The organism is Paraburkholderia phenazinium, from assembly GCF_900100735.1.
Classification (GTDB): Bacteria; Pseudomonadota; Gammaproteobacteria; order Burkholderiales; family Burkholderiaceae; genus Paraburkholderia; species Paraburkholderia phenazinia.
Genome location: NZ_FNCJ01000003.1, coordinates 435,580 through 461,725, shown reverse-complemented (window position 1 = coordinate 461,725; position 26,146 = coordinate 435,580). Strand labels below are relative to the sequence as shown.

The 26,146-nt window shown below is 65.1% G+C and carries 20 protein-coding genes and 2 pseudogenes; 12 read left to right on the top strand and 10 right to left on the bottom strand.

Annotated features, from left to right (window positions below):
• The first annotated feature begins 28 nt into the window (after window positions 1–28).
• The 11 genes and pseudogenes from bla to BLQ92_RS09135 all read left to right on the top strand — a co-directional run bounded on the left by bla (window position 29) and on the right by BLQ92_RS09135 (window position 14,407).
• Window positions 29–916 carry a class A beta-lactamase gene (gene bla, locus BLQ92_RS09185; RefSeq protein WP_090683599.1) on the top strand — a complete coding sequence of 296 codons (888 nt, stop codon included), beginning with the start codon at window positions 29–31 and terminating at the stop codon, window positions 914–916.
• Between the two features lie 180 nt (window positions 917–1,096).
• Complete coding sequence (locus tag BLQ92_RS09180; RefSeq protein ID WP_090684038.1) at window positions 1,097–1,342, top strand: DUF6723 family protein; 246 nt, start codon at window positions 1,097–1,099, stop codon at window positions 1,340–1,342.
• A 230-nt stretch (window positions 1,343–1,572) separates the two neighbouring features.
• Entirely contained in the window at window positions 1,573–3,645 is a 2,073-nt protein-coding gene (gene tkt, locus BLQ92_RS09175) for a transketolase (RefSeq protein WP_090683597.1), read from the top strand.
• 431 nt (window positions 3,646–4,076) lie between these two features.
• Window positions 4,077–4,517 carry a response regulator gene (locus BLQ92_RS09170; RefSeq protein WP_090683595.1) on the top strand — a complete coding sequence of 147 codons (441 nt, stop codon included), beginning with the start codon at window positions 4,077–4,079 and terminating at the stop codon, window positions 4,515–4,517.
• 185 nt (window positions 4,518–4,702) lie between these two features.
• The gene (gene glgX, locus BLQ92_RS09165) at window positions 4,703–6,931 is read left to right on the top strand and encodes a glycogen debranching protein GlgX (protein ID WP_090683593.1); all 2,229 of its coding nucleotides are present in this window, start codon (window positions 4,703–4,705) and stop codon (window positions 6,929–6,931) included.
• A 142-nt stretch (window positions 6,932–7,073) separates the two neighbouring features.
• A complete protein-coding gene (locus tag BLQ92_RS41370) occupies window positions 7,074–7,367 on the top strand; it encodes a DUF2934 domain-containing protein (RefSeq protein WP_090683592.1) in 294 nt (97 codons plus the stop codon).
• 209 nt (window positions 7,368–7,576) lie between these two features.
• Window positions 7,577–9,724, top strand: a complete 2,148-nt coding sequence (locus BLQ92_RS09155) for a hybrid sensor histidine kinase/response regulator (RefSeq protein ID WP_090683590.1) — start codon at window positions 7,577–7,579, stop codon at window positions 9,722–9,724.
• A gap of 115 nt (window positions 9,725–9,839) precedes the next feature.
• Window positions 9,840–10,873, top strand: a pseudogene (locus BLQ92_RS09150) (aldo/keto reductase).
• Between the two features lie 358 nt (window positions 10,874–11,231).
• Window positions 11,232–12,059, top strand: a complete 828-nt coding sequence (locus tag BLQ92_RS09145) for a creatininase family protein (RefSeq protein ID WP_090683588.1) — start codon at window positions 11,232–11,234, stop codon at window positions 12,057–12,059.
• A gap of 82 nt (window positions 12,060–12,141) precedes the next feature.
• Window positions 12,142–13,314: a YncE family protein gene (locus BLQ92_RS09140; RefSeq protein ID WP_425194912.1), complete on the top strand. Its 1,173-nt coding sequence runs from the start codon at window positions 12,142–12,144 to the stop codon at window positions 13,312–13,314.
• Window positions 13,315–13,327: 13 nt separating this feature from the next.
• Entirely contained in the window at window positions 13,328–14,407 is a 1,080-nt protein-coding gene (locus BLQ92_RS09135) for a CocE/NonD family hydrolase (RefSeq protein ID WP_090683586.1), read from the top strand.
• A gap of 64 nt (window positions 14,408–14,471) precedes the next feature.
• On the opposite strand, the gene BLQ92_RS09130 is transcribed toward BLQ92_RS09135, so the two are convergent.
• The 10 genes and pseudogenes from BLQ92_RS09130 to BLQ92_RS09085 all read right to left on the bottom strand — a co-directional run bounded on the left by BLQ92_RS09130 (window position 14,472) and on the right by BLQ92_RS09085 (window position 25,369).
• The gene (locus tag BLQ92_RS09130; RefSeq protein WP_090683584.1) at window positions 14,472–14,765 is read right to left on the bottom strand and encodes a hypothetical protein; all 294 of its coding nucleotides are present in this window, start codon (window positions 14,763–14,765) and stop codon (window positions 14,472–14,474) included.
• Complete coding sequence (locus BLQ92_RS09125; protein WP_090683583.1) at window positions 14,762–15,277, bottom strand: hotdog family protein; 516 nt, start codon at window positions 15,275–15,277, stop codon at window positions 14,762–14,764. The genes BLQ92_RS09130 and BLQ92_RS09125 overlap by 4 nt, the downstream gene beginning before the upstream one ends.
• Complete coding sequence (locus tag BLQ92_RS09120; protein WP_090683581.1) at window positions 15,274–16,095, bottom strand: beta-ketoacyl synthase chain length factor; 822 nt, start codon at window positions 16,093–16,095, stop codon at window positions 15,274–15,276. The genes BLQ92_RS09125 and BLQ92_RS09120 overlap by 4 nt, the downstream gene beginning before the upstream one ends.
• Window positions 16,092–17,333 (bottom strand): beta-ketoacyl-[acyl-carrier-protein] synthase family protein, encoded by a 1,242-nt coding sequence (locus BLQ92_RS09115; RefSeq protein WP_090683579.1) that lies wholly within the window; start codon window positions 17,331–17,333, stop codon window positions 16,092–16,094. Before BLQ92_RS09115 ends, BLQ92_RS09120 begins: the two co-directional genes overlap by 4 nt.
• Before the next feature lie 167 nt (window positions 17,334–17,500).
• On the bottom strand, window positions 17,501–18,463 hold the full coding sequence (locus BLQ92_RS09110; RefSeq protein ID WP_090683578.1) for a polysaccharide deacetylase family protein: 963 nt from the start codon (window positions 18,461–18,463) through the stop codon (window positions 17,501–17,503).
• On the bottom strand, window positions 18,460–21,030 hold the full coding sequence (locus BLQ92_RS09105; protein ID WP_090683575.1) for an MMPL family transporter: 2,571 nt from the start codon (window positions 21,028–21,030) through the stop codon (window positions 18,460–18,462). The genes BLQ92_RS09110 and BLQ92_RS09105 overlap by 4 nt, the downstream gene beginning before the upstream one ends.
• Complete coding sequence (locus BLQ92_RS09100) at window positions 21,030–21,617, bottom strand: LolA-related protein (RefSeq protein WP_425194914.1); 588 nt, start codon at window positions 21,615–21,617, stop codon at window positions 21,030–21,032. Before BLQ92_RS09100 ends, BLQ92_RS09105 begins: the two co-directional genes overlap by 1 nt.
• 235 nt (window positions 21,618–21,852) lie before the next feature.
• A pseudogene (locus BLQ92_RS09095) lies at window positions 21,853–22,761 on the bottom strand (LpxL/LpxP family acyltransferase); the annotation flags it as partial.
• Complete coding sequence (locus BLQ92_RS09090; RefSeq protein ID WP_090684034.1) at window positions 22,758–24,617, bottom strand: AMP-binding protein; 1,860 nt, start codon at window positions 24,615–24,617, stop codon at window positions 22,758–22,760. The gene BLQ92_RS09090 and the pseudogene BLQ92_RS09095, both read right to left, overlap by 4 nt.
• 59 nt (window positions 24,618–24,676) lie before the next feature.
• Complete coding sequence (locus tag BLQ92_RS09085) at window positions 24,677–25,369, bottom strand: COG4648 family protein (RefSeq protein WP_090683572.1); 693 nt, start codon at window positions 25,367–25,369, stop codon at window positions 24,677–24,679.
• 501 nt (window positions 25,370–25,870) lie between these two features.
• Between BLQ92_RS09085 and BLQ92_RS09080 the strand changes: the two genes are divergently transcribed.
• Window positions 25,871–26,131: a phosphopantetheine-binding protein gene (locus BLQ92_RS09080; protein ID WP_090683570.1), complete on the top strand. Its 261-nt coding sequence runs from the start codon at window positions 25,871–25,873 to the stop codon at window positions 26,129–26,131.
• Window positions 26,132–26,146: the final 15 nt, after the last annotated feature.

Sequence of the window (26,146 nt, the reverse complement as noted above, 5' to 3'; positions counted from 1 at the left end):
GCCACCCTTAGCCCACGAGATTTTCCTGATGACCTGTTCTCAACACCGCCGCACATGGTTGCGGATTGCCGCGACCCTTCCGTTGGCCCTCGCCGCCGGCGCCCGGGCCGCACAAACGTCCGCGGCAGATTCGCCCGCAGCCCAGCTCGCCCAGCTCGAACAAAGCTCGGGTGGCCGTCTTGGCGTGTTTGCCCTGAATACCGCCACCGGTGCGCAGATCGGCCATCGCGCCGACGAGCGCTTTCCGTTCTGCAGCACTTTCAAGGTGATCCTGATCGGTGCGATTCTGGCGCGCAGCACGCAGGTGGCCGGGCTCATGCAGCAGCGCATTCACTACGCGCAAAGCGACGTGGTGCATTACTCGGCCGTCACGGCTGAGCACGTCAGCGAGGGCATGACGGTAGCCGAACTGTGCGCGGCCGCGATCCAGCGCAGCGACAATACCGCCGCCAATCTGCTGATCAAGCTGCTGGGTGGCACAAACGCCGTGACGGCGTATGCGCGCCTGATCGGTAATCCTGTGTTCCGGCTGGATCGTCTGGAGACCTCGCTGAACGACGCAATACCCGGCGATCCGCGCGACACCGCGACGCCCGCTGCGATGGTTCGCAGCCTGCAGACGCTGACGCTCGGCGCGGCCTTGCCGCTCGCGCAGCGCACGCAATTGCTGGACTGGCTGCGCGGCAACCAGATGGGCGCGCAGCGGATCGGCGCGGCGCTTCCCGCCGGCTGGACGCGCGGCGACAAGACCGGCACTGGCGATTACGGCACCGCCAACGATCTCGGACTGGTCTGGCCGCCGTCGCGGCCGCCGCTGATCCTCGGCATCTATCACACGCAACCGCAGCAGGATGCGAAGGCGCGCGACGATGTTATCGCGGCGGCAGCGCGCATCGTGGTGGGCGCGATGGGCTAACGTATCGTTGCGTTCGGGCGCGTGCCAATGTACCTGGCGGCGAACTACCCAGACGCGGTCTTTCGGCATGTCCAGGAACAGGGGTTGCTCGATGCTCGTGAAACACCCCCTATGCGCGAAGCCGCCCGGCAAGCGCAAAGGAACGCGGCGAAGCAAGCCTCTACCTGGAAAGCATGCAGCATGGCGCGACACAAAGCCGACGTAGCCGATGATGAATTCGAGATCTTCGCGAGTTACCACAGCACGGGGGACGGCCGATATATCGGTGGCCTAAAGGTCATCCGCAAGGCCGACCGGCGGATCCTGTTTCCATTCGACGGCGCGCCGCAGATCGGCCCCTACGATAGCGCAGACGAAGCACGCCGCGCCGCGATCGAGTACGGCCGAGCGATTGTCGCGGCAGACCGGGCCGCACCGGAACCTTGACGGTGCGGCCATGGCGCTCTCCTTTTTACAAAGTAGGTCCTCAAAGGCGGGTACGGGGGCCGCACCCGGAAAGCTGGATCTGTGCTGCGAGCGGGCGCAAATTATGCGTGATACCGTGGGTTGCCCGGCACCTGGCTTGCAGTTGGCTATTGCCGCGCATCGGCGCATGATCGGACGGTCGGCCGCTGCCGGTCGTCGCCGCGTCGTCACTCGTCGAACAGGAGCTTCCCATGCAAAACGATCCTTCCCTCGATCAGCTATGCATCAATACGATCCGTACGCTATCGATGGATGCCGTGCAAAAGGCGAATTCCGGCCACCCCGGCACGCCGATGGCGCTGGCCCCGGTTGCTTACCACCTATGGCAAAACCATCTGCGTTACGACCCCGACGAGCCCCTGTGGCCCAATCGCGACCGCTTCGTGCTGTCGGTAGGGCATGCGTCGATGCTGCTGTACTCGCTGTTGCATCTGGCGGGCGTCAAGGCCGTCGATGAACACGGCAAGCCGACCGGTGCGCCCGCCGTGTCGCTGGACGACATCAGGCTATTCCGCCAGCTCGACAGCAAGACGCCCGGACACCCCGAATTCCGCATCACGAGCGGCGTCGAAACCACCACCGGGCCGCTGGGCCAGGGCCTCGGCAATAGCGTCGGCATGGCGATGGCGGCGCGCTGGTACGAGGCCCGTTTCAACCAGAGCGATGCGCCGCTGTTCGATTATCACGTCTATGCGCTATGCGGCGACGGCGACATGATGGAAGGCATCTCGCATGAAGCGGCTTCGCTTGCGGGGCATCTGCAGTTGTCGAACCTCACCTGGATCTACGACAGCAACCGCGTGACGATCGAAGGGCACACGGATCTCGCCTATAGCGACGACGTCGAGGCGCGCTTTCACGGCTACCACTGGCATACCATCCACGTCACCGACGCGAACGATGCCGCCGCACTGGAAGCCGCGTTTACCGAAGCAAAAAATGTCACCGACAAGCCGACGCTGATCGTGGTCAACAGCATCATCGGCTGGGGCGCGCCACACAAGCAGGACACCTCGGCGGCGCACGGCGAGCCGCTCGGCGACGAGGAAGTGGCTGCCGCCAAGCGCTTTTACGGCTGGCCTGAAGACAAGAAGTTCTATGTGCCGGACGGCGTGATGGCGCGCTTTGCCGACGGCATCGGCGCACGCGGCAAGGCGGCGCGCAGCGAGTGGCTGACTAAGCTCGATACCTACCGGCAAAAGTATCCGGAGCTCGCGCGCGAGTTTGCACAGATCGAAGCGCACGAATTGCCAGACGGCTGGGACGCCGATATCCCCACCTTCGATGCAGACGCGAAAGGCGTCGCCTCGCGCGATGCCTCGGGCAAGGTGCTCAACGCAATCGCCGCACGCGTGCCCTGGCTGCTGGGCGGCGCGGCCGATCTCTCGCCGTCTACCAAGACCAATCTGAAGTTCGAAGGCGCGGGCAGCTTCGAGCACGACAGCTATGGCGGCCGCAATCTGCACTTCGGGATTCGCGAGCACGCCATGGGGGCGGTCGTGAACGGTCTCGCACTGTCGAACCTGCGTGCCTACGGCTCGACGTTCCTGATTTTCAGCGACTACATGAAGCCGCCGATCCGCTTGTCGGCCATCATGGAAGTGCCCGCGCTCTTCGTGTTCACGCACGATTCGATCGGCGTCGGCGAGGACGGCCCGACCCACCAGCCGATCGAACAACTGGCGTCGCTGCGTGGCGTGCCGGGACTAACGGTGCTGCGTCCCGCGGATGCCAACGAGGTTGCGCAAGCCTGGCGGGTGGCCTTGTCGAAGCCGCGTCATCCATCGTGCATCGTGCTGACGCGCCAGCCATTGCCCACGTTCGATCGCAGCAAGTACGCATCGGCCGAAGGGGTGCGCAAGGGCGCCTACGTGCTGGCCGATGCTGACGCGGGCCAGAAGCCGCAAGTGCTGCTGCTCGCCACCGGCAGCGAGGTGTCGATCTGCGTGGAGGTCTACGAAAAGCTGAAGGGCGAGGGCATTGCGGCACGCGTTGTGTCGATGCCGTCGTGGGACATCTTCGAAGCTCAAGACGTCGCGTATCAGGATTCGGTGCTGCCGCCGGACGTCGCTGCGCGGGTTTGCGTCGAACAGGCCGCCGAACTCGGCTGGGACCGCTACGTGGGTCGTTTCGGCACGAAAGTGGTGATGCGCACGTTCGGTGCGTCCGCGCCGTTGGCCGATCTGAAACGCAAGTTCGGCTTTACGCCGGAGCATGTCTACGACGCAGCAAAACGACAGATTGCCCGCGTGCAGAAGAAGTAGCATCGCGCGATCACTGCGAAGGCATTCAGGCATTCAGGCCGGCCGCACCGTTGCGTAGGCCGCCTGAATGCCTTTTCTTTTTGGCGCACGCGCTGCGCTTGCGCCAGGACGACTCGGGACTTTCCCTGATTCTTATGCCAAATCCGTGGCCAGGCGGCTTTGGTTGCGTCCTCAAGGGTTTTCCGAGGGTGGTCAGGCCAGGTGCATTTTGATACTTCTTGAAGCGTGGGCGCAGACGCCGCGGCCGCTGTGTAGCCATGAACGTCATGAGTTATGCGACCTGCATCGCTTGAGGTCATGTAGCAACCGTGTCCGAGAAGAACACCTGGGCATAAGACCTGTCGCGTCGCTATCAGGAGCGAATGTTGCGGCTAATATCCGATGTGCCCGTTTCCGGCGCCAGGGAGAGAACAGTGACCGCAGACTACGGGATGAACGATAACGACGACGTCGTGGTGTGGCGGTCGATCGCCCACGCGAGCGTGTCGCATCGCCGTGTGCTGGTGGTCGACGACTATCGCGAGGCTGCCGACGCTTTGCAGTTGCTGCTGATTGCGGACGGTTTCGAGTGCCGTGCACTCGAAGACCCATTGGCGGTTTGCAAATTGGCCGCCGAGTGGCAACCCTTCGCGGTCGTGCTCGACATCAAGATGCCGGGGCTCGACGGTCTCGAACTGGCAAGGCGGCTACGCGCCGATCCTGCCACCTCGCATATGCTGCTGGTGGCGTGCACGGCATTCTCATCGGCGGACGACCGGGCCCGCGCGAAAGCCGTGGGGTTCGATGCGCACTGCACAAAGCCGCTCACGCCGCAGCGCCTGCTGCGCATTCTCGAAGCGGCGACGACATGCCGCGCGTACGAGGCGCCTTGAGGGGCAGAGGGGACCGCGGGGACAGCGCCGCCGTTCTGCCCGCCGTCCAAACTTCGCCGCTAGCATTCGAGTCATTCGCATCGCCTGCATGCCGGGGCGAAGTCCACCTCAGGACCGTAACTTGCTTGAGCTAGGCTCTCGCACCGGTTCCTGTGCGCGGACCTCCCATCGTCAAAGGAAGAACCATGTCACGCGAGGCGACTCAAGCCCCTCCCACGCGCTACGCGGCCCGCATCGCCGAAGGCGTGCCTTTCCCGCTGGGCGCGACCTGGAACGGCGTCGGCGTCAATTTCGCGCTGTTCTCGGCGCACGCCACCAAGGTGGAACTGTGCCTGTTCGATCCGAGCGGCAACGAGGAAATTGAGCGCATCGAACTGCCCGAATTTACCGACGAGGTCTGGCACGTGTTCGTGCCCGACCTGAAGCCGGGCGCGGTGTATGGCTATCGGGTACACGGCCCCTATGCACCCGCCGAAGGGCATCGCTTCAATCCGAACAAGCTGCTGCTCGACCCGTATGCGAAAGCGCATATCGGCGAGCTGAAATGGGCGCCGGAGATCTTCGGCTATACGCTCGAGCACGAGGACGGCGATCTCTCGTTCGACGAGCGCGATAGCGCCCCCTTCGTGCCCAAGTGCAAGGTGGTCGACACGACCTTCTCGTGGACCCATCCCGAACGCAATGCGCTGCCATGGGAGCGGGTGATTTTCTACGAAACGCATGTGCGCGGCTTCACCAAACGCCATCCCGCCGTGCCGGAAAACCTGCGCGGCACCTTTGCCGGCCTCGGCCAGCAAGCGGTCATCGACTACATCAAGGGCCTGGGCGTCACGACGGTCGAACTGCTGCCGATCCACATGGCCGTCAACGACAGCTATCTGCTCGACAAAGGTCTGACGAACTACTGGGGCTACAACACGATCGGTTTTTTCGCCGCGGATCCGCGCTTCTTTGCGGGGGTGAATGCGTCGGTGGAAGAGTTCAAGGAGATGGTCGACCGCTTCCACAACGCCAATCTCGAAGTGATCCTCGACGTGGTCTACAACCACACGGCCGAGGGCAACGAACGCGGCCCGACGCTCTCGTTCAAGGGCATCGACAACGCCTCGTACTACCGTCTGATGCCGGATGAACCGCGTTATTACATCAACGACACGGGCACCGGCAACACGCTGAACCTGTCGCATCCGCGTGTGCTGCAGATGGTGACCGACAGCCTGCGCTACTGGGTGAGCGAGATGAAGGTGGATGGCTTTCGCTTCGATCTCGCCACGATTCTCGGCCGCGAGCCGCACGGCTTCGACGAAGGCGGCGGCTTTCTCGACAGTTGCCGGCAGGATCCGGTGCTCTCGAGCGTGCGCCTTGTCGCCGAGCCGTGGGACTGCGGCCCCGGCGGCTATCAGGTGGGCGGCTTTCCGCCCGGCTGGGCGGAGTGGAACGACCGCTTCCGCGACACCACCCGCGCGTTCTGGAAGGGCGACGAAGGCATGGCGCCTGACCTCGCCAAACGGCTCACCGGTTCGGGCGACAAGTTCAACCGGCGCGGCCGGCGTCCATGGGCCAGCGTGAATTTCATCGCCGCTCACGACGGTTTCACCACCAGCGATCTGGTGTCGTACAACGACAAGCACAACGCGGCCAACGGCGAGGATAACCAGGACGGCCACTCGGACAATAAATCCTGGAATTTCGGCGTCGAAGGACCGAGCGACGATGCGGATATCCGTCAGCAGCGCGAGCGGCAGAAGCGCAACCTGCTTGCCACTTTGCTGCTCTCGCAGGGCACGCCGATGATTCTCGCCGGCGACGAGTTCGGCCGCACCCAGCAGGGCAACAACAACGCGTATTGTCAGGACAACGAGATTAGCTGGCTCGACTGGGAAGGCATCGACGATGAAGGGCGCGCGCTCACCGAGTTCGTCAAGAACCTGACCACGCTGCGGCACCGCTTGCCGGTATTGCGGCGCGGCCGCTTTCTGACCGGCGAATACAACGCCGCGCTGGAGGTGACGGATACGCGCTGGCTGTCGCCGGCCGGCACAGACCTCAATCAGGAGCAATGGGACGACGCGGCGATGCGCTGCTTCGGGCTGGTGATCGACGGCCGCGCCCAGGCGAGCGGCATCCGCCGGCCGGCCTCCGACGCGACCTTGCTGCTGGTCCTCAATGCGCATCACGACGTGGTCAATTTCACGCTGCCGGAGATTCCGGACGGCGCTCAATGGACCTGTCTGCTGGATACGAATATGCCGGTACGCGACGAGTTGCCGGCGTTTTATGCCGGAGCCGCTTACCAGGTCACCGGCCGCTCGCTGTTGCTGTTTGCGCTCGATGCATCGAGCCGCGCAACCCAACGCGTACTGGACGGTCTCGAACAGCAACTGACCACGGACGACACCGGCAAGACCGCTTGAGGGCATGGCCGCCGCCAGGTACAGCGCTTGCTGAAGGTGTGGGCGTAGTCGCCGCCGCCTGGCGTCGCGTGCGCGTGAACCGGGCAGCGAGGCAACGCGGCGGCGGTTGCTCCCATCGAGGCATGACACCAGGAGAGGCAAGATGGCACAGGACCAGCAGCAGTACCCGGGTATCGAAGCGGCAAGCGAGCAGCCAAACGAGCAGCCAAACGAAAAGCCAAACGCAGAGTCCCGCGAGGAAGTCAGCACCGAGGAAAAGATCCGCACCCGCGCGTATTACCTGTGGGAGCGGGCAACCGATCCCAAGGGCCACCCGGACGAATACTGGGAGCAGGCGCGCGCCGAGATCGAGAAGGAAGCGCCGCAACAGGACAGCAAGGACGGCAAGTCGAAAAAGGGCGTCCTGCCCACGCCGACTGCTAAGGAAAAGCCCTAGGCGCGCTGCTGCGGCGATCCGTAAGCATTCCTCAAGCGTTGAAAGGCAAACGTCTGATCTAAACACGACGGCTCGCAAGCCGACGCCATTGAGCCTGCCGATCGCGCCAGGTGTTTGTGTTGCCGCGCGGGCTGTCGTAAAGTCAGGCGAAACCGAACCGTCCAGTTCTGCTTACACTGAATCCATCTTCTCTCACAGGAGATCGTCACGTGCAACACGCGGAGCGCGCCGCCGCCGACTTTCCGCTGCCGCTACGCAACTTTGCTGCGACGCGGCGCGTTTTGCTGGTGGTGCTGCTCGTCTCGATCGTGTTTCCGCTTGCCTGCCTCGGGGGCTATGGCTACCTAGACTATCAGCGCCGGGTGGCCGATTCGGACAACATGATCGACCGCCTCACGCGTGTGGCCGAAGAGCAGGCGGTCAAGGTGCTCGATCTGAACCAGCAGATCAGCGCCCGCATCCTCGAATTGCTCGACGATGACGACGAGGCCACGATTCGCGCCCACGAAGGCGAGTTGCACCATCGCTTGCGCGTGATCGGCGGCGACTTCCCGCAGGTGGCCATCATTGCGATCTTCGGAGCGGACGGCAAGCTGCTGGTCAATAGCCGCGCCTATCCGGCGCCGACGCTGTCGATCGGCACGCGCGACGATTTCATTTCGGCGCGGGCGATTCGCCCCGAACCTTACTTCTCGCTGCCGATGTACGGCGCGATCTCGCAGACCGATGTGTTCAATACGACGCTGGGCCGCTCGGCGGCCGACGGCCGGTTTCTCGGTGCGGTGACGATCGCGCTGCGCAACGACTACTTCTCGCGCTTTTACCGCGAGCTGACGGACGGCGACCCCTCGCTCGCACTCGGTCTGTACCGCCAGGACGGCCAGTTGCTGGTGCGCTATCCAGGCTGGCCGCCGGGCACCTCGCTGACGGCCCGCACACCGTTTACCGATGCGTTGCGCGACAAGGAACTGTTCGGCCATGTGCGCATGACCTCGAGCGTCGACGGCGTCGAGCGGCTGCTGGCGTTCAGGCGGGTGGGCGACTATCCGCTGTATGTGATGAGCGCCTATGCGACGGATACGATTTTCCAGCAGTGGTGGCGTCACTTCCTGCTGATCGGTGCGATTACGGTGGCGCCATGCATTGCCATCTGGCTGCTGGTGTTCTTCTCGCTGCGCCAGCTCGAGACCGAGCGAATCGCCTGGGAGCGCTGGCAGGGCGAAGTGGCCATGCGCCTGTCGGCTGAGGCGTCGAGCCGCCAGTTGCAACGCATGGGGGCGCTCGGCAATCTGGTCGCCAATGTCGCGCACGACTTCAACAACCTGCTGATGGTGGTGTCGTCGAACATGCAAATGGCGCGCCACAAGGACTTCAGGAACGTCGAAAACGAGGTCAAGGCAGTCGAGCGCGCCACCGCCACGGCCGAAGCGCTGACGCGGCGTCTCCTGAGCGTGGCGCGCAAACAACCGCTCAAGCAGGAACCGGTCGATCTCGCGAAATGGTTGCCGGGCGCCGCCACGCTGATCGATTCGGCGGTGGGCGACAAGGTGCAGGTGAGCGTCAATCTGGTCACGGATATCTGGCGTGTGCTGGTCGATCCGACGGAACTCGAATTCGCCATCATGAATCTCGCCGTCAACTCGCGCGATGCGATGCCGCACGGCGGACGCTTTGTGATTCGCTGCCAGAACGTCCGGCTGGTCTCGAGCGACACGCTGTTGCCGGACGGCGAATACGTACTGATCTCCTGTTCCGACGACGGCGAGGGCATGACCGAATCGGTTGCCCGGCGCGCCTTCGAAGCGCTTTTCACCACCAAGCTGAAGGGCTCGGGCACCGGGCTTGGACTGGCCCAGGTTCTCGCCATGTGCGAGCAGTCGGGCGGCACCGCCAAGATCGACAGCGTGGTGGGCAGCGGCACGACCGTGCGGCTCTATTTGCCGCGTCTGCGCGAAGCCCGGGCCGTCGCAACGGTAGCCCAGCAGGCGTCGCCCGACGAGCGCTCCATCTCGCAAGGCATGGTGCTGCTGGTAGAGGACAACGAGGACGTCGCGGCGGGCATCGCTGCCGTGCTGCAAACCTTCGGCTGCGCCGTGCATCACGAGGCCAGCGCCGACCGGGCGCTCGATGTGCTGACTGCCGGCGAACGGTTCGAGCTGGTGCTCTCCGACATCCAGATGCCCGGCAAGCTTAACGGCGTCGACCTCGCCGAACGGGTGCGCAGCGAGTGGCCGGCACAGAAGATCGCCTTGATGACCGGCTATGCCGACGAGCTCGAACGCGCCAGGCATATCGGCGTCGCGATTCTGGCCAAGCCGTTCAACATCGACGAACTGCATGCGCTCGTGAGCTGCTAGTAGCGTGAGACGCATGACCCGTCCCAAGCGCGCCGGCTTGCCGACGCGATTCGAAGGACGCGCGTAGACTGAGCCTCCGTTGGCAACCCAATCGCAACCTGATGGAGGGCATTCGATGGAATACAGACATTTGGGCGCATCCGGTTTCAAGGTGCCGGTGCTCAGTTTCGGCACCGGCACGTTTGGCGGCAAAGGCGAATTCTTCGAGGCGTGGGGCGCAACCGATGTGGCCGAGGCACGCCGCCTGATCGATATCTGCCTCGACGCGGGCGTTTCGATGTTCGACAGCGCCGACATCTATTCGAGCGGTTCTTCTGAAGCGGTGCTAGGCGAGGCCATCAAGGGCAAGCGCGACAAGGTCATCATCTCGACCAAGGCGACCTTCCGCTTCGACGATGGACCGAACAACGTCGGCTCGTCGCGCTTTCACCTGATTCAGGCCGTCGACGCAGCATTAAAGCGGCTGCAAACCGACTATATCGACCTGTTCCAGTTGCACGGTTTCGACGCCAGAACGCCAGAACGCCAGTGGCCGAAGTCCTGTCGACACTCGACGACCTGGTGCGGGCAGGCAAGATCCGCTACACCGGTGTGTCGAATTTCTCCGGCTGGCATCTGATGAAATCGCAGGATGTCGCGGACCGGTATGGCTATCCGCGCTACGTCGCCAATCAGGCGTATTACTCGCTGGTGGGGCGCGACTATGAGTGGGAACTGATGCCGCTAGGCCTCGACCAGGGCGTGGGCGCGGTGGTGTGGAGTCCGCTTGGCTGGGGGCGGCTGACCGGCAAGCTCAAGCGCGGCCAACCGCTGCCGGAGAAGAGCCGCCTGCACAAGACCGCCGACATGGGGCCGCCGGTGCCGGATGAGTATCTGTTTCGCGTGCTCGACGCGATCGGTGAGGTGGCCGCCGAAACCGGCAAGACTGTGCCGCAGATCGCCTTGAACTGGCTGTTGCAGCGGCCCACGGTCGCCACGGTTCTGATCGGCGCGCGCAACGAGGAACAGTTGCGGCAGAACCTCGGTGCAGTCGGCTGGAACCTGAGCGCCGAGCAGATGGCGAAGCTCGATGCCGCGAGCGCGGTGCGTCCGGCGTACCCGTATTGGCATCAGGAAGGGTTTGCCGAACGCAATCCGGCGCCCGTTTGAGGTGCTGGTTTAAGGTTTGCGGCCTCGCTGGGGGGCTCATCCCCCCAGCATTTCGATCAATGCAACGACCAGCGTGAACACGCCGATGCAGCTGCCGAGCGTTACCGCACCTTGCATGAAATTCGACATAGAAAGGTCTCCAGGCGTTAAAGGAAGAACCTCATTTAACAGCAACAGAAAGAATGTTGAAAGTAAAAAGAAAGGTTTGGCGGCCCTTCATGCCCCAGGGATAACCCGTAACGCCGTGCCTTATCGCTGGTCAATGCCGACCCAATAAAGACCCCACAAAGCCTCCTGCGCGGGCCGTAGCGGCGGATATACTCACAGGCGTCGTCAAATCTCCGGAATGGGACTCCTCATGCGCTTGTCACTGCGGCGAAGCCTCGCGTCGATCGTTCTGCTGATCGCTTCACAAACCGCTATCCAGACCGTTTTCGCGCAAACGCCGAAAACCGTGTTCCTCGAAAACCTGACGTGGACCGAGGTCCGCGACGAAGTTCAGGCGGGCAAAACCACCATCATCATTCCGATCGGCGGCACCGAGCAAAGCGGCCCCGATGTCGCGCTCGGCAAGCACAACGCGCGCGTCGCGGTGTTGTCGCAGCGCATCGCGCAGGGGCTCGGCAATGCGCTGGTCGCGCCGATCATCGCCTATGTGCCGGAAGGCGGCTATGCGCCGCCAACGTCACATATGCGCTTTCCCGGCACCATCACGATTCCGGACGACGTGTTCGAGAAGCTGCTCGAGTCCGCCGCCAACAGCTTCGCCGTGCATGGCTTCAAGAACATCGTGTTTCTCGGCGACCATGGCGGCTATCAGAACGACGTCAAGCGTGTGGTGGCACAACTGAACAAGTCATGGGCCGGTACACAAGCGCGCGCCTTTGTGCCGCCGGAGTACTACGGCACCAGTTCGGATGGCTACAACGCGATCCTGCGCGAGCATGGCTTTCACGACGACGAAATCGGCACCCATGCGGGCCTCGCGGACACCGCGCTGCTGCTCGCGGTCGCGCCGCAAATGGTGCGCGTCGACAAGCTGCGCAGCGGGCCTAAGCTCGGCCCGGCCGACGGCGTCTACGGCGGCGATCCGCGCCGGGCGACCGCGGAACTCGGCCAGCTAGGCGTCGACGCGATCGTGTCGCGCACCATCGACGCCATCAAGAGAGATACGGCGGGGCGCTGAGTTTTGCGTTTTCGTGATGCGTGTCCGTTACGCGTTTTCGTTATTCGTTTGCGTCACTCACTTATTCATGGAGTTCATCGCTATGGCTTTCCGTTCCAGTCGCTGGGTGCGGCTTGCATCGTCGGTTGGCGTCGTCCTGTCGGGGCTGTGGATGGCGGGTCCCGCCGCGGCCGCGGCGAGCGTTACTACCGTGGCCGGCATGCCGCCGGTGGTCAACCCCGCCAACCTGTATAGCGAGGCGGGTGTCAATCATCTGAGTCCGGCGGTAGCGGGTGCGTTGCAGCGCGTCTATGTGCCCAACCTGCGTTCGAACGATGTCTATGTGATCGATCCGGCCACCCTCAAGGTAGTGGACAAGTTCAAGGTTGGCTACAGCCCGCAGCACGTCGTGCCGTCCTGGGACCTGCAGACGCTGTGGGTGGCGAACAATGCGGAAGGCCGGCCCGATGGCAGCCTCACGCCGATCGATCCGAAGACCGGCAAGCCGGGCCAGGCGGTGAAGGTCGACGATCCGTACAACATGTATTTCACGCCGGACGGCAAGGAAGCGATCGTGGTCGCGGAAGCGCGCGCGCGCCTCGACTTTCGCGACGCCCACACGATGGCCTTGAAGGCCAGCCTCGATGTGCCGGAGTGCAAGGGGATCAACCACGCGGACTTTTCGATTGACGGCAAATACGCGCTCTTCACCTGCGAATTCGGCGGCAAGCTGGCCAAGATCGATATGGTGAACCGCAAGGTGGTGGGCTATTTGCAAATCAATGCGAAGGGCATGCCGCAGGACATCCGCATCTCGCCTGACGGCAAGGTGTTCTACGTGGCGGACATGATGGCCGATGGCGTGTTCCTCGTCGACGGCGACAGCTTTACCAAGATCGGCTTCATCCATACCGGCGTCGGCACGCACGGGCTCTATCCGAGCCGCGACGGCACCAAGCTGTATATCTCGAACCGCGGCTCGAATCTCGTGCATGGGCCGAAGCACGGCAAGGGCAGCATTTCGGTGCTCGACTTCGCCACCCGCAAGGTGCTGGTCACCTGGCCGATTCCCGGCGGCGGCAGTCCCGACATGGGCAACGTCAGCGCCGACGGCAAGATGCTGTGGCTCTCCGGCCGCTTCGACGATGTGGTGTACGCGATCGATACGACAACCGGTAACATCCAGTCGATTCCGGTCGGCATGGAACCGCACGGCCTGACAGTGTGGCCGCAGCCGGGACGCTATTCTCTGGGGCATACCGGCAACATGCGCTGATGAGGGGACGCTGATGAATCTACTGCGCCTGCTGCTTGCGTTCACCGTATGTGTCGCGCAAGCGGCAGGGGCGGCGACGCTGCGCGACGAATCGGTGATGGTGCCGAAGGGACACGGCCTGTTTCACGTCGAACTCGAAACGCACATCTACGCGCCGCCCGGCGACGGGCCGTTTCCGCTGGTCGTCATCAATCACGGCAAGGAGTGGGGCGATCCGCATTTCCAGCAAAGCGCCGACTACTACGGTCAGGCGCTCGAATTCGTCCGGCGCGGCTATGCGGTGATCGTGCCGATGCGAGAAGGTTTCGCGAAGTCGGGCGGGACCTACCGGGCCGACAGTTGCAACGACGAAGACGACGGCCTCACCCAGGCCGCCGACGTGCTTGCCGCAATCGACTACGCGAAAAAATTGCCTTACGTGGACGCCAGGCGCATCGTGGTGATCGGCCAGTCGCACGGTGGCTTAGCCACGATGGCGCTGGGCTCGCTGAATCCGCCGGGTGTGGTGGCGCTGATCAACTTCGCCGGCGGCCTGCATTTCGCCAATTGCCCGGGCTCCGAGCGCAGCCTGGTGGAGGCATTCGGCGCGTATGGCAAGACCACCCGGGTGCCGTCGCTATGGATGTACGGCGACAACGACTCGCTATTTCCGCCGCCGCTCGTCAAGCGGATGCTCACGGCCTATGAGAGCGCCGGAGGCCACGCGCAATTCATCGACTACGGTACGTTCGGCAGCGACGGCCACATCATGTTCAGCTTGTACAGCGGCCTGCCGATCTGGTTGCCGGCAGTCGGCCAGTTCCTGACGTCGCTGGGGCTGCCGTTCGAGGTTCGCTACGATCTGCGCGCCCATGCACCGGGCCCGGACATCGAGGATGTCGACGCTGTGCCGTATCTGAAGGCGGCCGGCCGCGACGGTTACCGGCACTTCCTGTGGCTCGCGCCGCCGCGCGCGTTCGCGTTGTCGCCGGATGGACATTGGGCGTACCGTCTGGGCGAAAACGCCGGGCAGCGGGCGCTCGCCGAGTGCATACGGATGGGCGGAACGCAGTGCGAGCTTTATGCCGTGGGGCAGGAAGTCGTCAAGCATTGAGGGGGGGCCGCGCGCGGCCTGCGCCGCTACGCCGCCCGATGCCGCGCGAGCGGCATCGACGGTGTCAGGTCTTTTCCTTCACCCACTGCTTGGTCGCGTGGTACCCGTGGCTGGTGGTATTGGCAATCGCATGGCCGGCGCTTTTTGCGCCGTGCGCCACCGCGTGACCGGCCGTCTTCGCCCCATGTCCGACGGCACGTGCCCCATGCGCAATCGCATGGCCGGTTTCCTTGCCGGCGGTCTTCACGTCGGTCTTGAACTGATGCGCGCCCTCGGCGAAGTCCGCGTGGGCTAGCGGCGTGAGCGTCGCGAAAGTGAGCGCGCCAAGCGCGGTGAGCAACAGTCTGAACTTCTTCATAACGCGGGTCCTGAAGTAGCGCCGGTGCTCGATGCGAGCCCGGCCGTTAGGGTAACGCCGCTGGCATCGAGCATGACGGCGGCGCGGCCGGTCAGCAGCACGCGCGCGCCGCAGCTCAATGCGAAGCGGTACAGAATATTATTGCCATTGCCGCTCAAGCGCTCGGCTTCCACGCTCAACGGCCCATCCAGTCCGTCCAGCCGGGCCACCTGCGCCTCGACCTCCCGCACGCTGGCAAGAAACCCCGCACGCGGACGTTCCTCGCCTGCGCCCAGCAGTGCGCCATGCACCGCCATCGCCTGAGCCGCGTATTCGACGCCGCAGACGGCGGCGAGCCGTCCGTGCGCGCGTAGCGGATTGTGCGCATCGAGATGGCTCGTCGCGGTGCAGCGGATGCGCTCGGCGTCCCACTCGGCGACCTCGTCGAGCAGGCACATCGAGCCGCTGTGCGGGATATGCGCGGCAATCCACGCATGATCGAGCGGCGGCGAGAGCGGAAAGCCTAAATTCATGGCGCAAACTCGCCGGAACGGTTCGACATTGTCAGGTCGACTCGCAACTGGACGTCCTGCAGGTAATCCAGCACCACACTCGCCGGAGCTTGCGCGGCGAGTGCGTCGAGCAAAGGCAGCGCGCGGGCTGCCGGGTTGCCAAGGCGTAGCGCTTCGAGCTCGGGCGCGGCGAGCACGCTCGCGGGTGCATCGGTGAGCTGCACGTCGATGCGCGCCAGCGTGTTCGCACCAGCCACCGGCGCGAGCACCAACGCCACGCCGAAGGCATCGGGGATCGGCCGCATTTCGCGCATCGGCGCCGGGTAGTCGGTATCGAAGGCGATCAGCAGCGTGGGCACGCCGTCGACCGCGACCTGGCAGACGCTTTCGAGCAAGCCTGCGGCGAAGCTGCCGTCATACGCCGACAACACGTTGGACGGCGCCATCGCCTGTGTCGCGATGCTCCAGTAGCCGGCCGGCGCATTGTGCACGGAGTTGTGAAAGCGCGTCGGCGAAAGGGCCCGGTCGTCGCTGGCGAGCGTCTCGCAGATCACATGGCAGTTCTGACCGTCACCGCCCGAGGCGGCAAACACGGTAGCAAGCGACGCCGCGTCGCGGCCGCTTGCCGCTAACGCCTCGAGGCCGGCCGCGAGCGCCAGCTTGACGCCTGTGCCAGTGCGGCGGCGTTCGGCGGAGGGCAGGCTGGCGGGTGCGGGGACGACGGTGCGGGCGCACACGTAGGCCGCGCGGCCGGCTAGCACATCCCTGGCATCGGACCAGTTGGCAAGCCCTGGCCCGAGCAAGCCGACGCTGTCGATAAAGGCGGTCAAGGCGATCATGCTGCGCCCCCTCTGTTGCGCGCCGCAGCGGCGCGTGCAAACAGCAGGCTGCAATTGGTGCCGCCGAAGCCGAACGAATTGCTGAGGGCTGTGCGCAACGGAGCCGCTCGACCCGTCAGCAGGTAGTTGAGCCCGAGCGCGGTGTCGGCCTCGGTGGTGTTGATGCCGGCGGGCAGCCACTGCTCGCGCAAGGCGAGCGCGGCGATCACCGCTTCGAGCGCCCCGGCTGCGCCGAGTGTGTGGCCCGTCGCTCCCTTGGTCGAGCTGCACGGCGTGCTGTCGAACAGGGTCCTCACCGCGCGGCTCTCGGCCGCATCGTTGCTCGGGGTGGCGGTGCCATGCAGGTTGATGTAGTCGATCTCCTGCGGGCTGAGCCCGCTGCTCGCGAGCGCCTGTTCCATCGCGAGACGGGCGCCGAGGCCCTCCGGATGCGGTGACGACATGTGATACGCGTCGCTCGATTCGCCGATGCCCGCGAGCAGGATCGCGCCATCGTGAAGCGGCGCGCCCGCAGCCGAGTCGTTCGCTTCCTGCGGGCGTTCGAGCAGTGCGAAAGCGGCCGCTTCGCCGATCGAAATACCGCTGCGCTTGACGTCGAACGGCTTGCACGGTCCCGAGGACAGCAATTCGAGCGAGTTGAAACCGTACAGCGTGGTGAGGCACAGCGAATCGACGCCGCCGACCACGGCGGCATCGATCAGCCCGGCGGCCAGCATGCGCCGCGCCGAACCGAACACCTTGGCGCCGGACGAACAGGCCGACGACACCACCAGTGCCGGTCCTTGCAGCGCGCAATACGCGCGCACGAAGGCGGCCACCGAATAGGGCGTGTGGCTCTCGGCATAGCGGAAGCTGGCGGGCAGGGCGCCGCTTTGCGGATCGCGCTGCTGGTAGGCACGTTCGGTTTCCAGAATGCCAGCCGTGCTGGTGCCGATAAATACACCGACCCGTTGCGCGCCATAGCGCTGCGCGGCTGCGGCGACCGCCTCGGCAAAGCCGTCCTGCGTCAGGCCGAGTTGCGCGAGCCGGTTGTTGCGGCAGTCGAACTCGCTCAGGTCGGTGCGCACCGGCTCGGCATCGATACCCTCCACCTCGCCGATCCATGTGTCGAGACTCGCGCGCTCGAAGCGGCACGGCGCGAGGCCGCCACGCTGGGCGCGCAGCGCGGCGAGCGTGGCGTCGAGTCCGCGGCCGATACAACTCGTGGCGGTAAAGTGCGAGAGCAGGAGAGGTTTCACTACAGTACGGTCCTGTTACGGGTCGATGGGGCAGCGCCGGTTAGCGGCCCTGTCTATCCATCAATGGTAGCAAACGGCGTGCACGCGCCTGGCTGCTGCGCTGCGTCAGGAGCGCGTGGGGCGGCGTGGCTTGCGGGGATGACGCCGCCACGCGTTCGCAGTGCGTCTCAAACATCGCCGACTCCCGGTGCGATCGCCGCGCGCAACGTGGTACAGCGCAACTGCGCGGCGGCGGCCGCGCCGAGTAGCGCCGGCAGAACATCAAGCACGACCGGCTGGTTGCGCGCGTCGCGGGCCGGATGGCCGTCGTGCACCAGCAGGATGTCACGTGGCGCCAGGCCATGCAGCAGGCGCTGCGTCACCACGGCGGCGTCGCGGGTGCGCGTGTCGAAGCCGCGCCGGGTCCAGCTCGCCAACTGCAGCCCGAGCCGGCACAGCACCGGTTCGAGAAACGGATTGCGCAGACCGGCGGGGGCGCGAAAGAACAGCGGCCGCGTCCCACTGATCTCCGTGAGTGTCTGTTGCGCGGCTGCAATCTCACGCGCGAGCGCGCGCGGCCCGAGCAACGAAAAGTTGTGCCGGTGCCGCTGACTGTGATTTTCGACCGCATGCCCGCGCGCGACGATCGCTTCGACAATCTGCGGATGGCGGCGCGCCACCTCGCCGATGCAGAAGAACGTCGCGTGGGCACCGTAGCGCTCGAGCAAATCGAGTACGCGCGGCGTGACCTCGGGGTCCGGTCCGTCGTCGATGGTAAGCGCAATCTGCCGGTCCGCGCTTTCCGGCAGCGCGGTCCAGTTCAGACCGAGCAGCGTGCTGCGCGGCCACAAGCCGGCCGCCGTCAATGCCAGATGCGAGGCGACGACGCTGCCTAGCGCCCACGGCCAGAGTACTGGCTGCAATACCACGGCCGCCGCTGCGCCGGCATGCAGCGCCGCCGTGCCGGTGATGAACGGCGAGGGCTTCCAGCGGCGCGGAGCACCGGGAGCTTCTGTTGTCGTAGGGGCGATAGGGGCTGCAGACACGTCGGAAGTAGTCCGCGCAGCAGCCGCGCCGGGAGCGCTGAAGGCATTCGGTGGCTGCGGTGCCTGCTGAACCTCTGTTTGCGAGCCTGGCTTGGTAGGCGTCATACGCGCTCTCCGCGGCGTGGTTCGTCGGGCACGGCCGCGCTGGTCCGTTGCGCCGCACGCTTCGTCATGGCAGGCGCGAGAATCGCCGAGAACAGCAGCGCGAGAATCGCGCCGGGTCCCACCGTCAGGCCGAAGGCCTTGAGCAGCGGTACCCGGGCGAGCGCCAGAAGGCCGAAGCCGGCCACCGTGGCGAGATTGGCGATCAACAGCGAGACCAGCGTTTGAGGCGCAATCGCCGGAACGCCATCGCTCGCGTGGCCTGGGCGGTTGAAAAACAGCGCGTAGTTGGACCCCACTGCCACGATCAGCAGCATGCCGATCAGATGCAGGATCGTCAGTTGTTCACCCGCTAGTGCGAGACCGGCACTGACCACCAGCACGGCGGCAAGCAGCGGGGCAAGCGTGCGCGCGACTGCCTGCGGCGAGCGCAACGCAATCAGCAGCAACACGACAATCGCCCCAAGCCCGGCGAGCGACAGGTGAATGTCCTCGCGCACGTAGTTGATATAGAGGCGATCGGCCTCGGCCTTCATGTCGACGAAGAGCGCATCGGGCACTTGTGCCTGGGCCACGGCGGCGCGGATCGTCGCGGCATCGAGGCTCGCTGTGTCGCTGGCTGCAGCTTGACCTGGGCTTGCGGCGGCGGCCGCGTGAGCCGGCGCACGCAGCGACAGCATCGCGCTCCAGCGGCCGGCGCGCTCGGTCAGCAGCGCATCGACGGCCAGCGCCATCGACGTACCTTGCAGGTCCGCGCGCTGCAGCAGCGCTTGCTGGCGCGCGGCCTGAACGTCCGCGATAAACGGCCCGAACGCTTCCGGCTTCACGCTGATCGCCTGGTTGGCGACGGCCTCGCGCATCCTCGCGGTGAGCACGTCGGCTGGCGGCAGGCTGGCGAGCCGGGCACGCTGTGTAGCGACGCTCGGCAGAAACAGCGCCGGACTTTCATATCCGGCCAGTACGCCCTTGTCCACCAGCGGCTGCAATTGCGCGGCGACCTTCTCGGCGCCTTCCAGCACCGCTTCCTGGCTCGCCCCCGAGATCACCACCAGATAGCGCACATCGGGTGCGCCGACATCGTCTCGCAGGCTCTCGTCGAGCGCCAGGCTTTGCGGCGACACCGGGCTCAGCGCAGACAGTTCGTGACTCCAGATCTGCTGGCGATGCAACCCGAGCGTCGCCACCGACGCCGCCAGCACAATGACCAGCAGCCAGCGCAAGCGCGGCGCGGCAGCGGTGAAGCGTGCAAGCGCGCTCCCAAGCGGCACGACATTGCGAATCGCAAAGCGTGCGCCGCGCAGATGCGGCAACACGAAGCGCGTGACGAGCGCAGCGCTCGTCAAGCCCGCAATCGAATACAGCCCCAGTTGCACGAGCCCGGGAAAGCCGGAGAACAGCATCGAGGCGAAGCCGCAGATCGAGGTCAAGACGCCGAGGCGGATGGTCGGCCAATAGGTGGCGATCCATTCGCGCAGCGCCGGGTCGCGGCCGGTGTTTGCTGTCGCTGCTGTTGTTGGAGTCATTGCAGCGCCGCCCCGCGTCTGCACCCGCGAGGACTGCACGAACAGATAGATCGAGTAATCCACCGCTTCGCCGATCAGCGTCGTGCCGAAGCCGAGCGTCAAGCCATGCACGGTGCCGAACGCGAGGCTGACCGCGGCAAGCCCCGCAGCGACGCCCGAGAGCACCGGCAGCAAGCCGAGCAGCAGCGCGAGCGGCGAGCGGTACACGACCAGCAGCAGCGCGACGATCAGCACGAGGCTGACGGCAGACAGCCGCGCCACGTCATGCTTGATGTTGTCGCGGGTCTCGACGGAGAACACCCCGGGCCCGGTCATCAGCAGATGGTACGACGAAGGATTCGGCATGCTGCCGGCAGCGGCATCGAAGGCACGCTGCACCGCGGCCATCGCGCGAGCCTGTGCGTCGGTGTCGGAACCGGCGCCGGCGGTCTGCACGACCAGCACCGCGCGCCGGCCGTCGCGCGAGGCCCAGACGCCGTCCTGCGAGTTCGGTTGCGCGCCGCTGTCGAGCCGGTTGACGAGCGTGGCCACTTCGCCGGTCGGATCGTGCGGCAGCAGGTCCTTGGTGAACATGCCCGCCGACGAACCGAGCAGATCCAGACTGTCGCCGAGCGCCTGATGCAGTCCGTCAGCCGAGAAGCGCTGCGGCGTCACCGCCGGACTCAACAGATAACGGTGCTCGAAGATAAAGCGCTGATCGCGTGCCTCGCTCACCGGCTCGCCGTTGTTGACCGAAGCAAACTGCGCATCGCCCCGCAAGCTGGCCGCCATGCGTCGCGACAGGGTCGCGCGGGCGGCAGAGTCGCCGCCCTCGATGCCCACCAGAATCAGCCGCGACACCAGTCCGTCGCGCAACTGGTCGACCAGCACGCGCTGCCCGGCGCTTGGTGAGCGCGGCAGGAAGGCGGACAGGTCGGCGGTAAACGTGGTGCGGCTGATCACCACCGCACAGGCGAGCAGGAACACCAGCCACAGCAGCACCGCGCGTTGCCGCAACGCATGGCCGAGACCCTGCGCTGGCGTGACGGTGGCAAGCGGCTCGCGCATCAGTTGGCCGTGTCGTTTTGCAGACGCATCAGCGAATGGTCGCCGTCGGCCTGCTGGATCTCGACCGTATGCAGCAGGTCGCGCGTGCCGGTCAGCGTAATCGTGCTGATCGACTTCAGCATGCGCGCATCGAGCGGCGTAAGCGTGAGTGTCCAGTCGTCGCCGGCGCCCGTGACGACCACTTTATAGACCTGTTCGAGCGCAAAACGGTTGCCGGCGAGCGTCGCGCGAATGCTGTCGATGAAGGCCGATAGCTCCGGATACTGCGTCAGCGCGAGCGTGTAGCGGTGGCCGTTGCGGGCGATCGTCAGCTTGTCGCCGTCGATGACAAGGTCTTCCGCCTTGGGGCTATCGGTGCGCTTTTCCAGATGGTCCGGTGCGGTGAATACCAGTTCACCGGAGGACGTCACCGGCTCGGTGGCAATCGAGAGGTATTTAGTCTCGACAAAGGTCGCGTGGCCGGATTTCTTCTGGCCGAGCGTCGACATCAGACGGTCGAGCGTCCAGCTTGAGGCGTCGGGGCTGGCCGCGTGGGCGGTAATGGGGATGAGGGCCGCCGCGGCCAAGGTAGCCGAGGCGGCCAGCATACCGGCCTTGCGGCGCAGCGAAACACGGGACAGGGGGCGTGCAGACATCTCAGGTCTTCCTGCTCGGGGTAATCAGATCGGTGTTAGGCGCGACCGGCTTCACGGTCGATCCGCTGGCACGATTCGTAGCCAGATTAGAGGCAAATTCGCTGGCCGATTTTGCAGCGCTTCGGGCCGCGGGCCTGGCGGCCAATCCAGCGGCCTTCTCATTGGCCTGTTGATTGGCGCTTTCATCGGCCGATTCAGTGTGCCAAAAGTCGAAATAGTTGAACCAGTTGTACGGCGCTGCGCGACAGTATTTTTCAAGCAAAGCGACGTACTGACCGAGAGCAGCTTGCACCTGAGCGCTGCGCTCGCCGCGTTCGACCTGGGAGAAATCGGCCAGCTTTTCGAAGTGAATGTCATAGCGATTGCCGCCGCGGTACAACCCGGTCATGAAGATCACCGGGCGCCGCAGCATGGCCGCCATATGCAGCGGCCCGAGCGGAAACGCTGCGGGCGTGCCGAGAAAATCGAGCCAGCGCATCGAGTCGCGTGCGTCGCCGAGCAAGGTGCGGTCGGCGAGAATGCCGATCATGCTGCCGGCGTCGAGAGACTCACGCACTTTCAGCATCGAATCCACCTGGCCCAACGCAATCACGTCCGGCTTCGCCGCAGGATTGATGGAGGCCAGGATTTCGTTGATGCGGCGCGCGTTTTCCTCGTACATCGTCACCGCGACGCGCAGGTTCGGTTGCGTGCGGCCAATCGCGCGGATCACTTCGAAGCTGCCCAGGTGCGCGCCGATCAGAAACGCGCCGTGGCCTTCGGCCAGCGCCTCGGGCACGAGGGTTTCGCCGTAGAGACGCAGATCGAACAGGTCGAAGCGGTCGTTGAGCAGATAGATGCGGTCATGGATGGTGGTGCCGAACACCACCAGATGACGCCAGACGTCGAGCCAGGCCGCCGGCCGGCCGAGCGCGCGACTCAGGTAGTCGCGCGAGGCCTTGCATGCGGCAGGCGAAAACAGCAGGAAATAGATCGCCGCCGGCGCCAGAACGATCCGGCTCGCGCGCCGGCCGAGGCGTAGCGACAGCCAGCTCATCAGGCGCATCAGCGCCGGATTGCTGCGCTCCTTGCGCTGGGTCCATGCAGGGCGCTTCATGATGCCACCGCTTCTTCGACGGGCGCGGGTGCCGCCAGCACGCCGCTCGCCACCGTGCGCGTGGCGGCGCTGATGGTGAAGCGGATCGTGCCGCTGGCGGTGGTCTCGAACTTCAGATCAAGCGGTGTGCCTGGCGTCGCGGGACTCGGGAACTTGGCCGAGCTAACGCGGCAGGCGTCGAGCGAGCGGTTCAGCGCGCTGCCGATCGCGCTGATGGCGTGGTCGAGCAGCACGACACCCGGCACGATCGGCTGGCCGGGGAAGTGCCCGGGGATGGCCGCGTGATCGGGGGCGATCGTGAAGGTGAGGGTGGTCGGGCCGTTCTGTGCCGCGAGCGATGCGCTGCGCGTATGTTGCGCCACCAATGCCGTCAGCACGTCGCGCGGCAGCTTGCCGGTGGCATTGCGCGGCAGCGAGGCAACGAAGATCAGCGGGCGCGGCATGAACGCGGCGTCGATGCGATCGCGCAAGGCACGCTGCAGGTCGGCGGGCGTGAGATCGGGCGCTACGACGAGAGCAAGCAGACGCGTGACCGGTTCGCCACGCCCCACGCGCGCCACCTCAGGATCGGACACAGGACCCGGGCTCGCGGCAGACACGGAGGACGCGGCGCCTGCAGCACGGGGAGCCGCATCCGGCATAAAGAACACGCCATCCACCACGCCCGGTATCTCGTTCAACTGATGATTCAGATAACCGAGCGAGGTCCGCTTGCCGGCGATATTGACCAGATCGCCTTTGCGTCCGTGCAGCAGGAACTGGCCATCGTCAAGCAGTTCGAGCGCGTCGCCCATCGGCACGGGCGTTTCCACGTGACCGCCGGACACCCAGACAGTGACATCGTCTGCGCTATCGCCGCGGTCGTTTGCGCTGCCTTGCGCATGTCGCGTCTCCAGCTTCAGCTCCGGATAGAGCTGCCAGGCATTGTGCAGTGCGGTGCGCCGCGTGGCGATCTGACCGCTTTCGGTACTGCCGTAGATTTCGAGCAAGGGCGCATGAAGCCGCGCCTCGGCGGTGCGCGCCAGATCCTGCGTGAGCGGTGCGGTCGCGGACAAGGCCAGCGCGACGGGCGGCAGCGCCTGGCCCGACATCATCAGTGCGCGCAGATGCACTGGCGAAGTGACCAGCACCCGCGGCTGCGGAAGCGCCGCGAGTTCGGCGGCGACATCGCCGGGATAGAACGGCTGCCGGTTGCCGAACGCGAAGCCGCCAATCAAGGCCAGCAGCACGGTGGTTTCGAAGCCGTACATATGCTGCGGCGGCACCGTGCCGACCAGCGTGCAGGCGCCCATCTCCGAGAGGCCGAGGCGCGCGGCCGAGGTGCGCAGGCAGCGCACCAGATAACCCCATTTCTTGCCATGCGGCACCGGCACCCCGGTCGAACCGGAAGTGAACAGATACGCCATGACCTGCTCTGCATCGATCTGCGGCACAGAGATCTCAGCGTTCGGATCAGCGCGAGTCTCGGCATGAGTCTCGGCATGAGTCTCAGCGCCACTGTCTGGCGCATTCGCACCGGACTCCGAAGGAAAGCGAAAGCGCGGCAACTCGACGCTGCAGTGGGCGCTATCGTGCAGGCAGAACGTGTCCGGCGCGAAGGCCGCCAGTTGCCGCACCGCTTCGGGCGTGTGCGCCGAGGGCAGCAGGCTGATCTTGCCGGCGACCAGGGTCGCACACAGGCCGACCGCAAACCGGTAGCGGTCGGTGCACATGTTGAAGACATGGCCGCCGGCCGGCAGCGCCCTGGCGAGACGCGTCACGTCGGCGAGAAACTCGCGCACCGAAACCGGCGTGCCGTCGCGCCAGGCAATCGTCTCGGCGGACGAGGAGTGGAATAGCAGAGGAAAGCTCGGCATAACGTCAGTGAAAACAGTGATCTTGGGTCTGTGCCGCAGCGTGGGCATCGAGCCCGGCTTCATTGTGCGCGTTCGGCGCGGCCGTGCATGGTATGCCGGTAGGCACGGGCGGCGGCGAGCATGCTGGAGCGTTTCACGTTGGGCAGTGCAATACGCCGCCAGGCATGCTCGCCGACGAACATCACGACAACCAGCGGCAGCGTCATGTAGTTGGCGAAGGTTGACCACACAACCAGCGGCGAGGTAACGAACAGCAGCGTCGAGACGCTTGCGACCAGCAGGAAAAACCCCGTCCACGCCAGCGTAATCTGCCGCGTGTAGTGCGCCACCGCCGGCGTGAGCGTGCCATGGACCATCGTGGCGAACTGGCTGCAGAGCGGCTGGCGGCCCGCCGCGAGGGTGCGGCCGAACACGAACGCCATGATGAGATTGAAGCTCAGTTGCTCGAGATAGGCGCCCCATCCGAAGTGGCGGATCAGCGGCTCGCGCGCCAGCCATAGGGCGGCACAGAAGCAGGCCCACAGCGGCAGCAGCCAGGCGCGCTGCGGCGCGCGGGCGGCAGCGGCGAGTCCGATCAACAGCAGCGGCGCGACCACCACGGCGAGACCGAAACCTTGTGCGCGAGGCGTGCTGGCCGCGTAATGCGTGCCGATCTCGCAGGCCGCGATGACGCCGACGGTTCCGGCGCCGCGCAGGATACGAGGGAGCGAGATGCGCGTTCGCGCATCGGGAATAAGGTCAATACGCTGCATAAGTGGGGATATTTCAAAGCCGGTTCGGACGATATGCCGCCGGCTCTTTCATCACATGATTGACACACTGGCCGTCAGCGACGGTACCGCTTGCTACGCATTTTTCGTTCCTGACCGGAACCTGTGTAAAGACCAGTCTGAACGCACCGGGTTCGCACCCGGTTTTGTAACTGTTTGTGTGATTGCGTGCACGGCGTGCGGCGGGCGCAATTCTAGCGCACCGTCCAAAGCAAGGCGCGCACGGGGTTTCGCCTTTCGGACCCTGACTCGTGGACGCAGCCGCCACAAAACGTCATGTAACCCTTTCACCGTATACGAGCCAGAACCGCTCCTCTAGAATCGCCGCAGACTTACAATCCCATATACAGCGGGCAGCGTGCCGGTCCGACGGGGTAACAAGGCCTGCTGCGCCCAGACGCTGTCCTGAAGGGGGCCGCGCAGAAGCTGCATAGCGGGCGTTTGGCCCCCCTTCCACTGGCATTGATCCCGGCAGACAAGACAATGAATAAACTGGAAGAAGAGCTCGCCGCGCTGATCGTCGGCGAACTGAATCTCGAAGACGTGCAACTCGACGAGCTCACCCCCGATACCCCGCTGTACGGCGAAGGGTTGGGACTCGACTCGATCGATATCCTCGAAATTGCGCTGCTGATTTCGAAGAAGTATGGCTTCGAACTGCGTTCGGACAATCCGGACAACCAGAAGATTTTCGCCACGCTTGGGGCGCTGGCCGCATACGTGGCGGCGCACCGGATCCGCTAGCGAGCGGGCCCGTGC

Coding starts and splice junctions, on each gene's coding strand:
- bla (WP_090683599.1), top strand. CDS start 29: ATGACCTGTTCTCAACACCGCCGCACATGGTTGCGGATTGCCGCGACC.
- BLQ92_RS09180 (WP_090684038.1), top strand. CDS start 1,097: ATGGCGCGACACAAAGCCGACGTAGCCGATGATGAATTCGAGATCTTC.
- tkt (WP_090683597.1), top strand. CDS start 1,573: ATGCAAAACGATCCTTCCCTCGATCAGCTATGCATCAATACGATCCGT.
- BLQ92_RS09170 (WP_090683595.1), top strand. CDS start 4,077: ATGAACGATAACGACGACGTCGTGGTGTGGCGGTCGATCGCCCACGCG.
- glgX (WP_090683593.1), top strand. CDS start 4,703: ATGTCACGCGAGGCGACTCAAGCCCCTCCCACGCGCTACGCGGCCCGC.
- BLQ92_RS41370 (WP_090683592.1), top strand. CDS start 7,074: ATGGCACAGGACCAGCAGCAGTACCCGGGTATCGAAGCGGCAAGCGAG.
- BLQ92_RS09145 (WP_090683588.1), top strand. CDS start 11,232: ATGCGCTTGTCACTGCGGCGAAGCCTCGCGTCGATCGTTCTGCTGATC.
- BLQ92_RS09140 (WP_425194912.1), top strand. CDS start 12,142: ATGGCTTTCCGTTCCAGTCGCTGGGTGCGGCTTGCATCGTCGGTTGGC.
- BLQ92_RS09135 (WP_090683586.1), top strand. CDS start 13,328: ATGAATCTACTGCGCCTGCTGCTTGCGTTCACCGTATGTGTCGCGCAA.
- BLQ92_RS09130 (WP_090683584.1), bottom strand. CDS start 14,765: ATGAAGAAGTTCAGACTGTTGCTCACCGCGCTTGGCGCGCTCACTTTC.
- BLQ92_RS09125 (WP_090683583.1), bottom strand. CDS start 15,277: ATGAATTTAGGCTTTCCGCTCTCGCCGCCGCTCGATCATGCGTGGATT.
- BLQ92_RS09120 (WP_090683581.1), bottom strand. CDS start 16,095: ATGATCGCCTTGACCGCCTTTATCGACAGCGTCGGCTTGCTCGGGCCA.
- BLQ92_RS09110 (WP_090683578.1), bottom strand. CDS start 18,463: ATGACGCCTACCAAGCCAGGCTCGCAAACAGAGGTTCAGCAGGCACCG.
- BLQ92_RS09105 (WP_090683575.1), bottom strand. CDS start 21,030: ATGCGCGAGCCGCTTGCCACCGTCACGCCAGCGCAGGGTCTCGGCCAT.
- BLQ92_RS09100 (WP_425194914.1), bottom strand. CDS start 21,617: ATGCTGGCCGCCTCGGCTACCTTGGCCGCGGCGGCCCTCATCCCCATT.
- BLQ92_RS09090 (WP_090684034.1), bottom strand. CDS start 24,617: ATGCCGAGCTTTCCTCTGCTATTCCACTCCTCGTCCGCCGAGACGATT.
- BLQ92_RS09085 (WP_090683572.1), bottom strand. CDS start 25,369: ATGCAGCGTATTGACCTTATTCCCGATGCGCGAACGCGCATCTCGCTC.
- BLQ92_RS09080 (WP_090683570.1), top strand. CDS start 25,871: ATGAATAAACTGGAAGAAGAGCTCGCCGCGCTGATCGTCGGCGAACTG.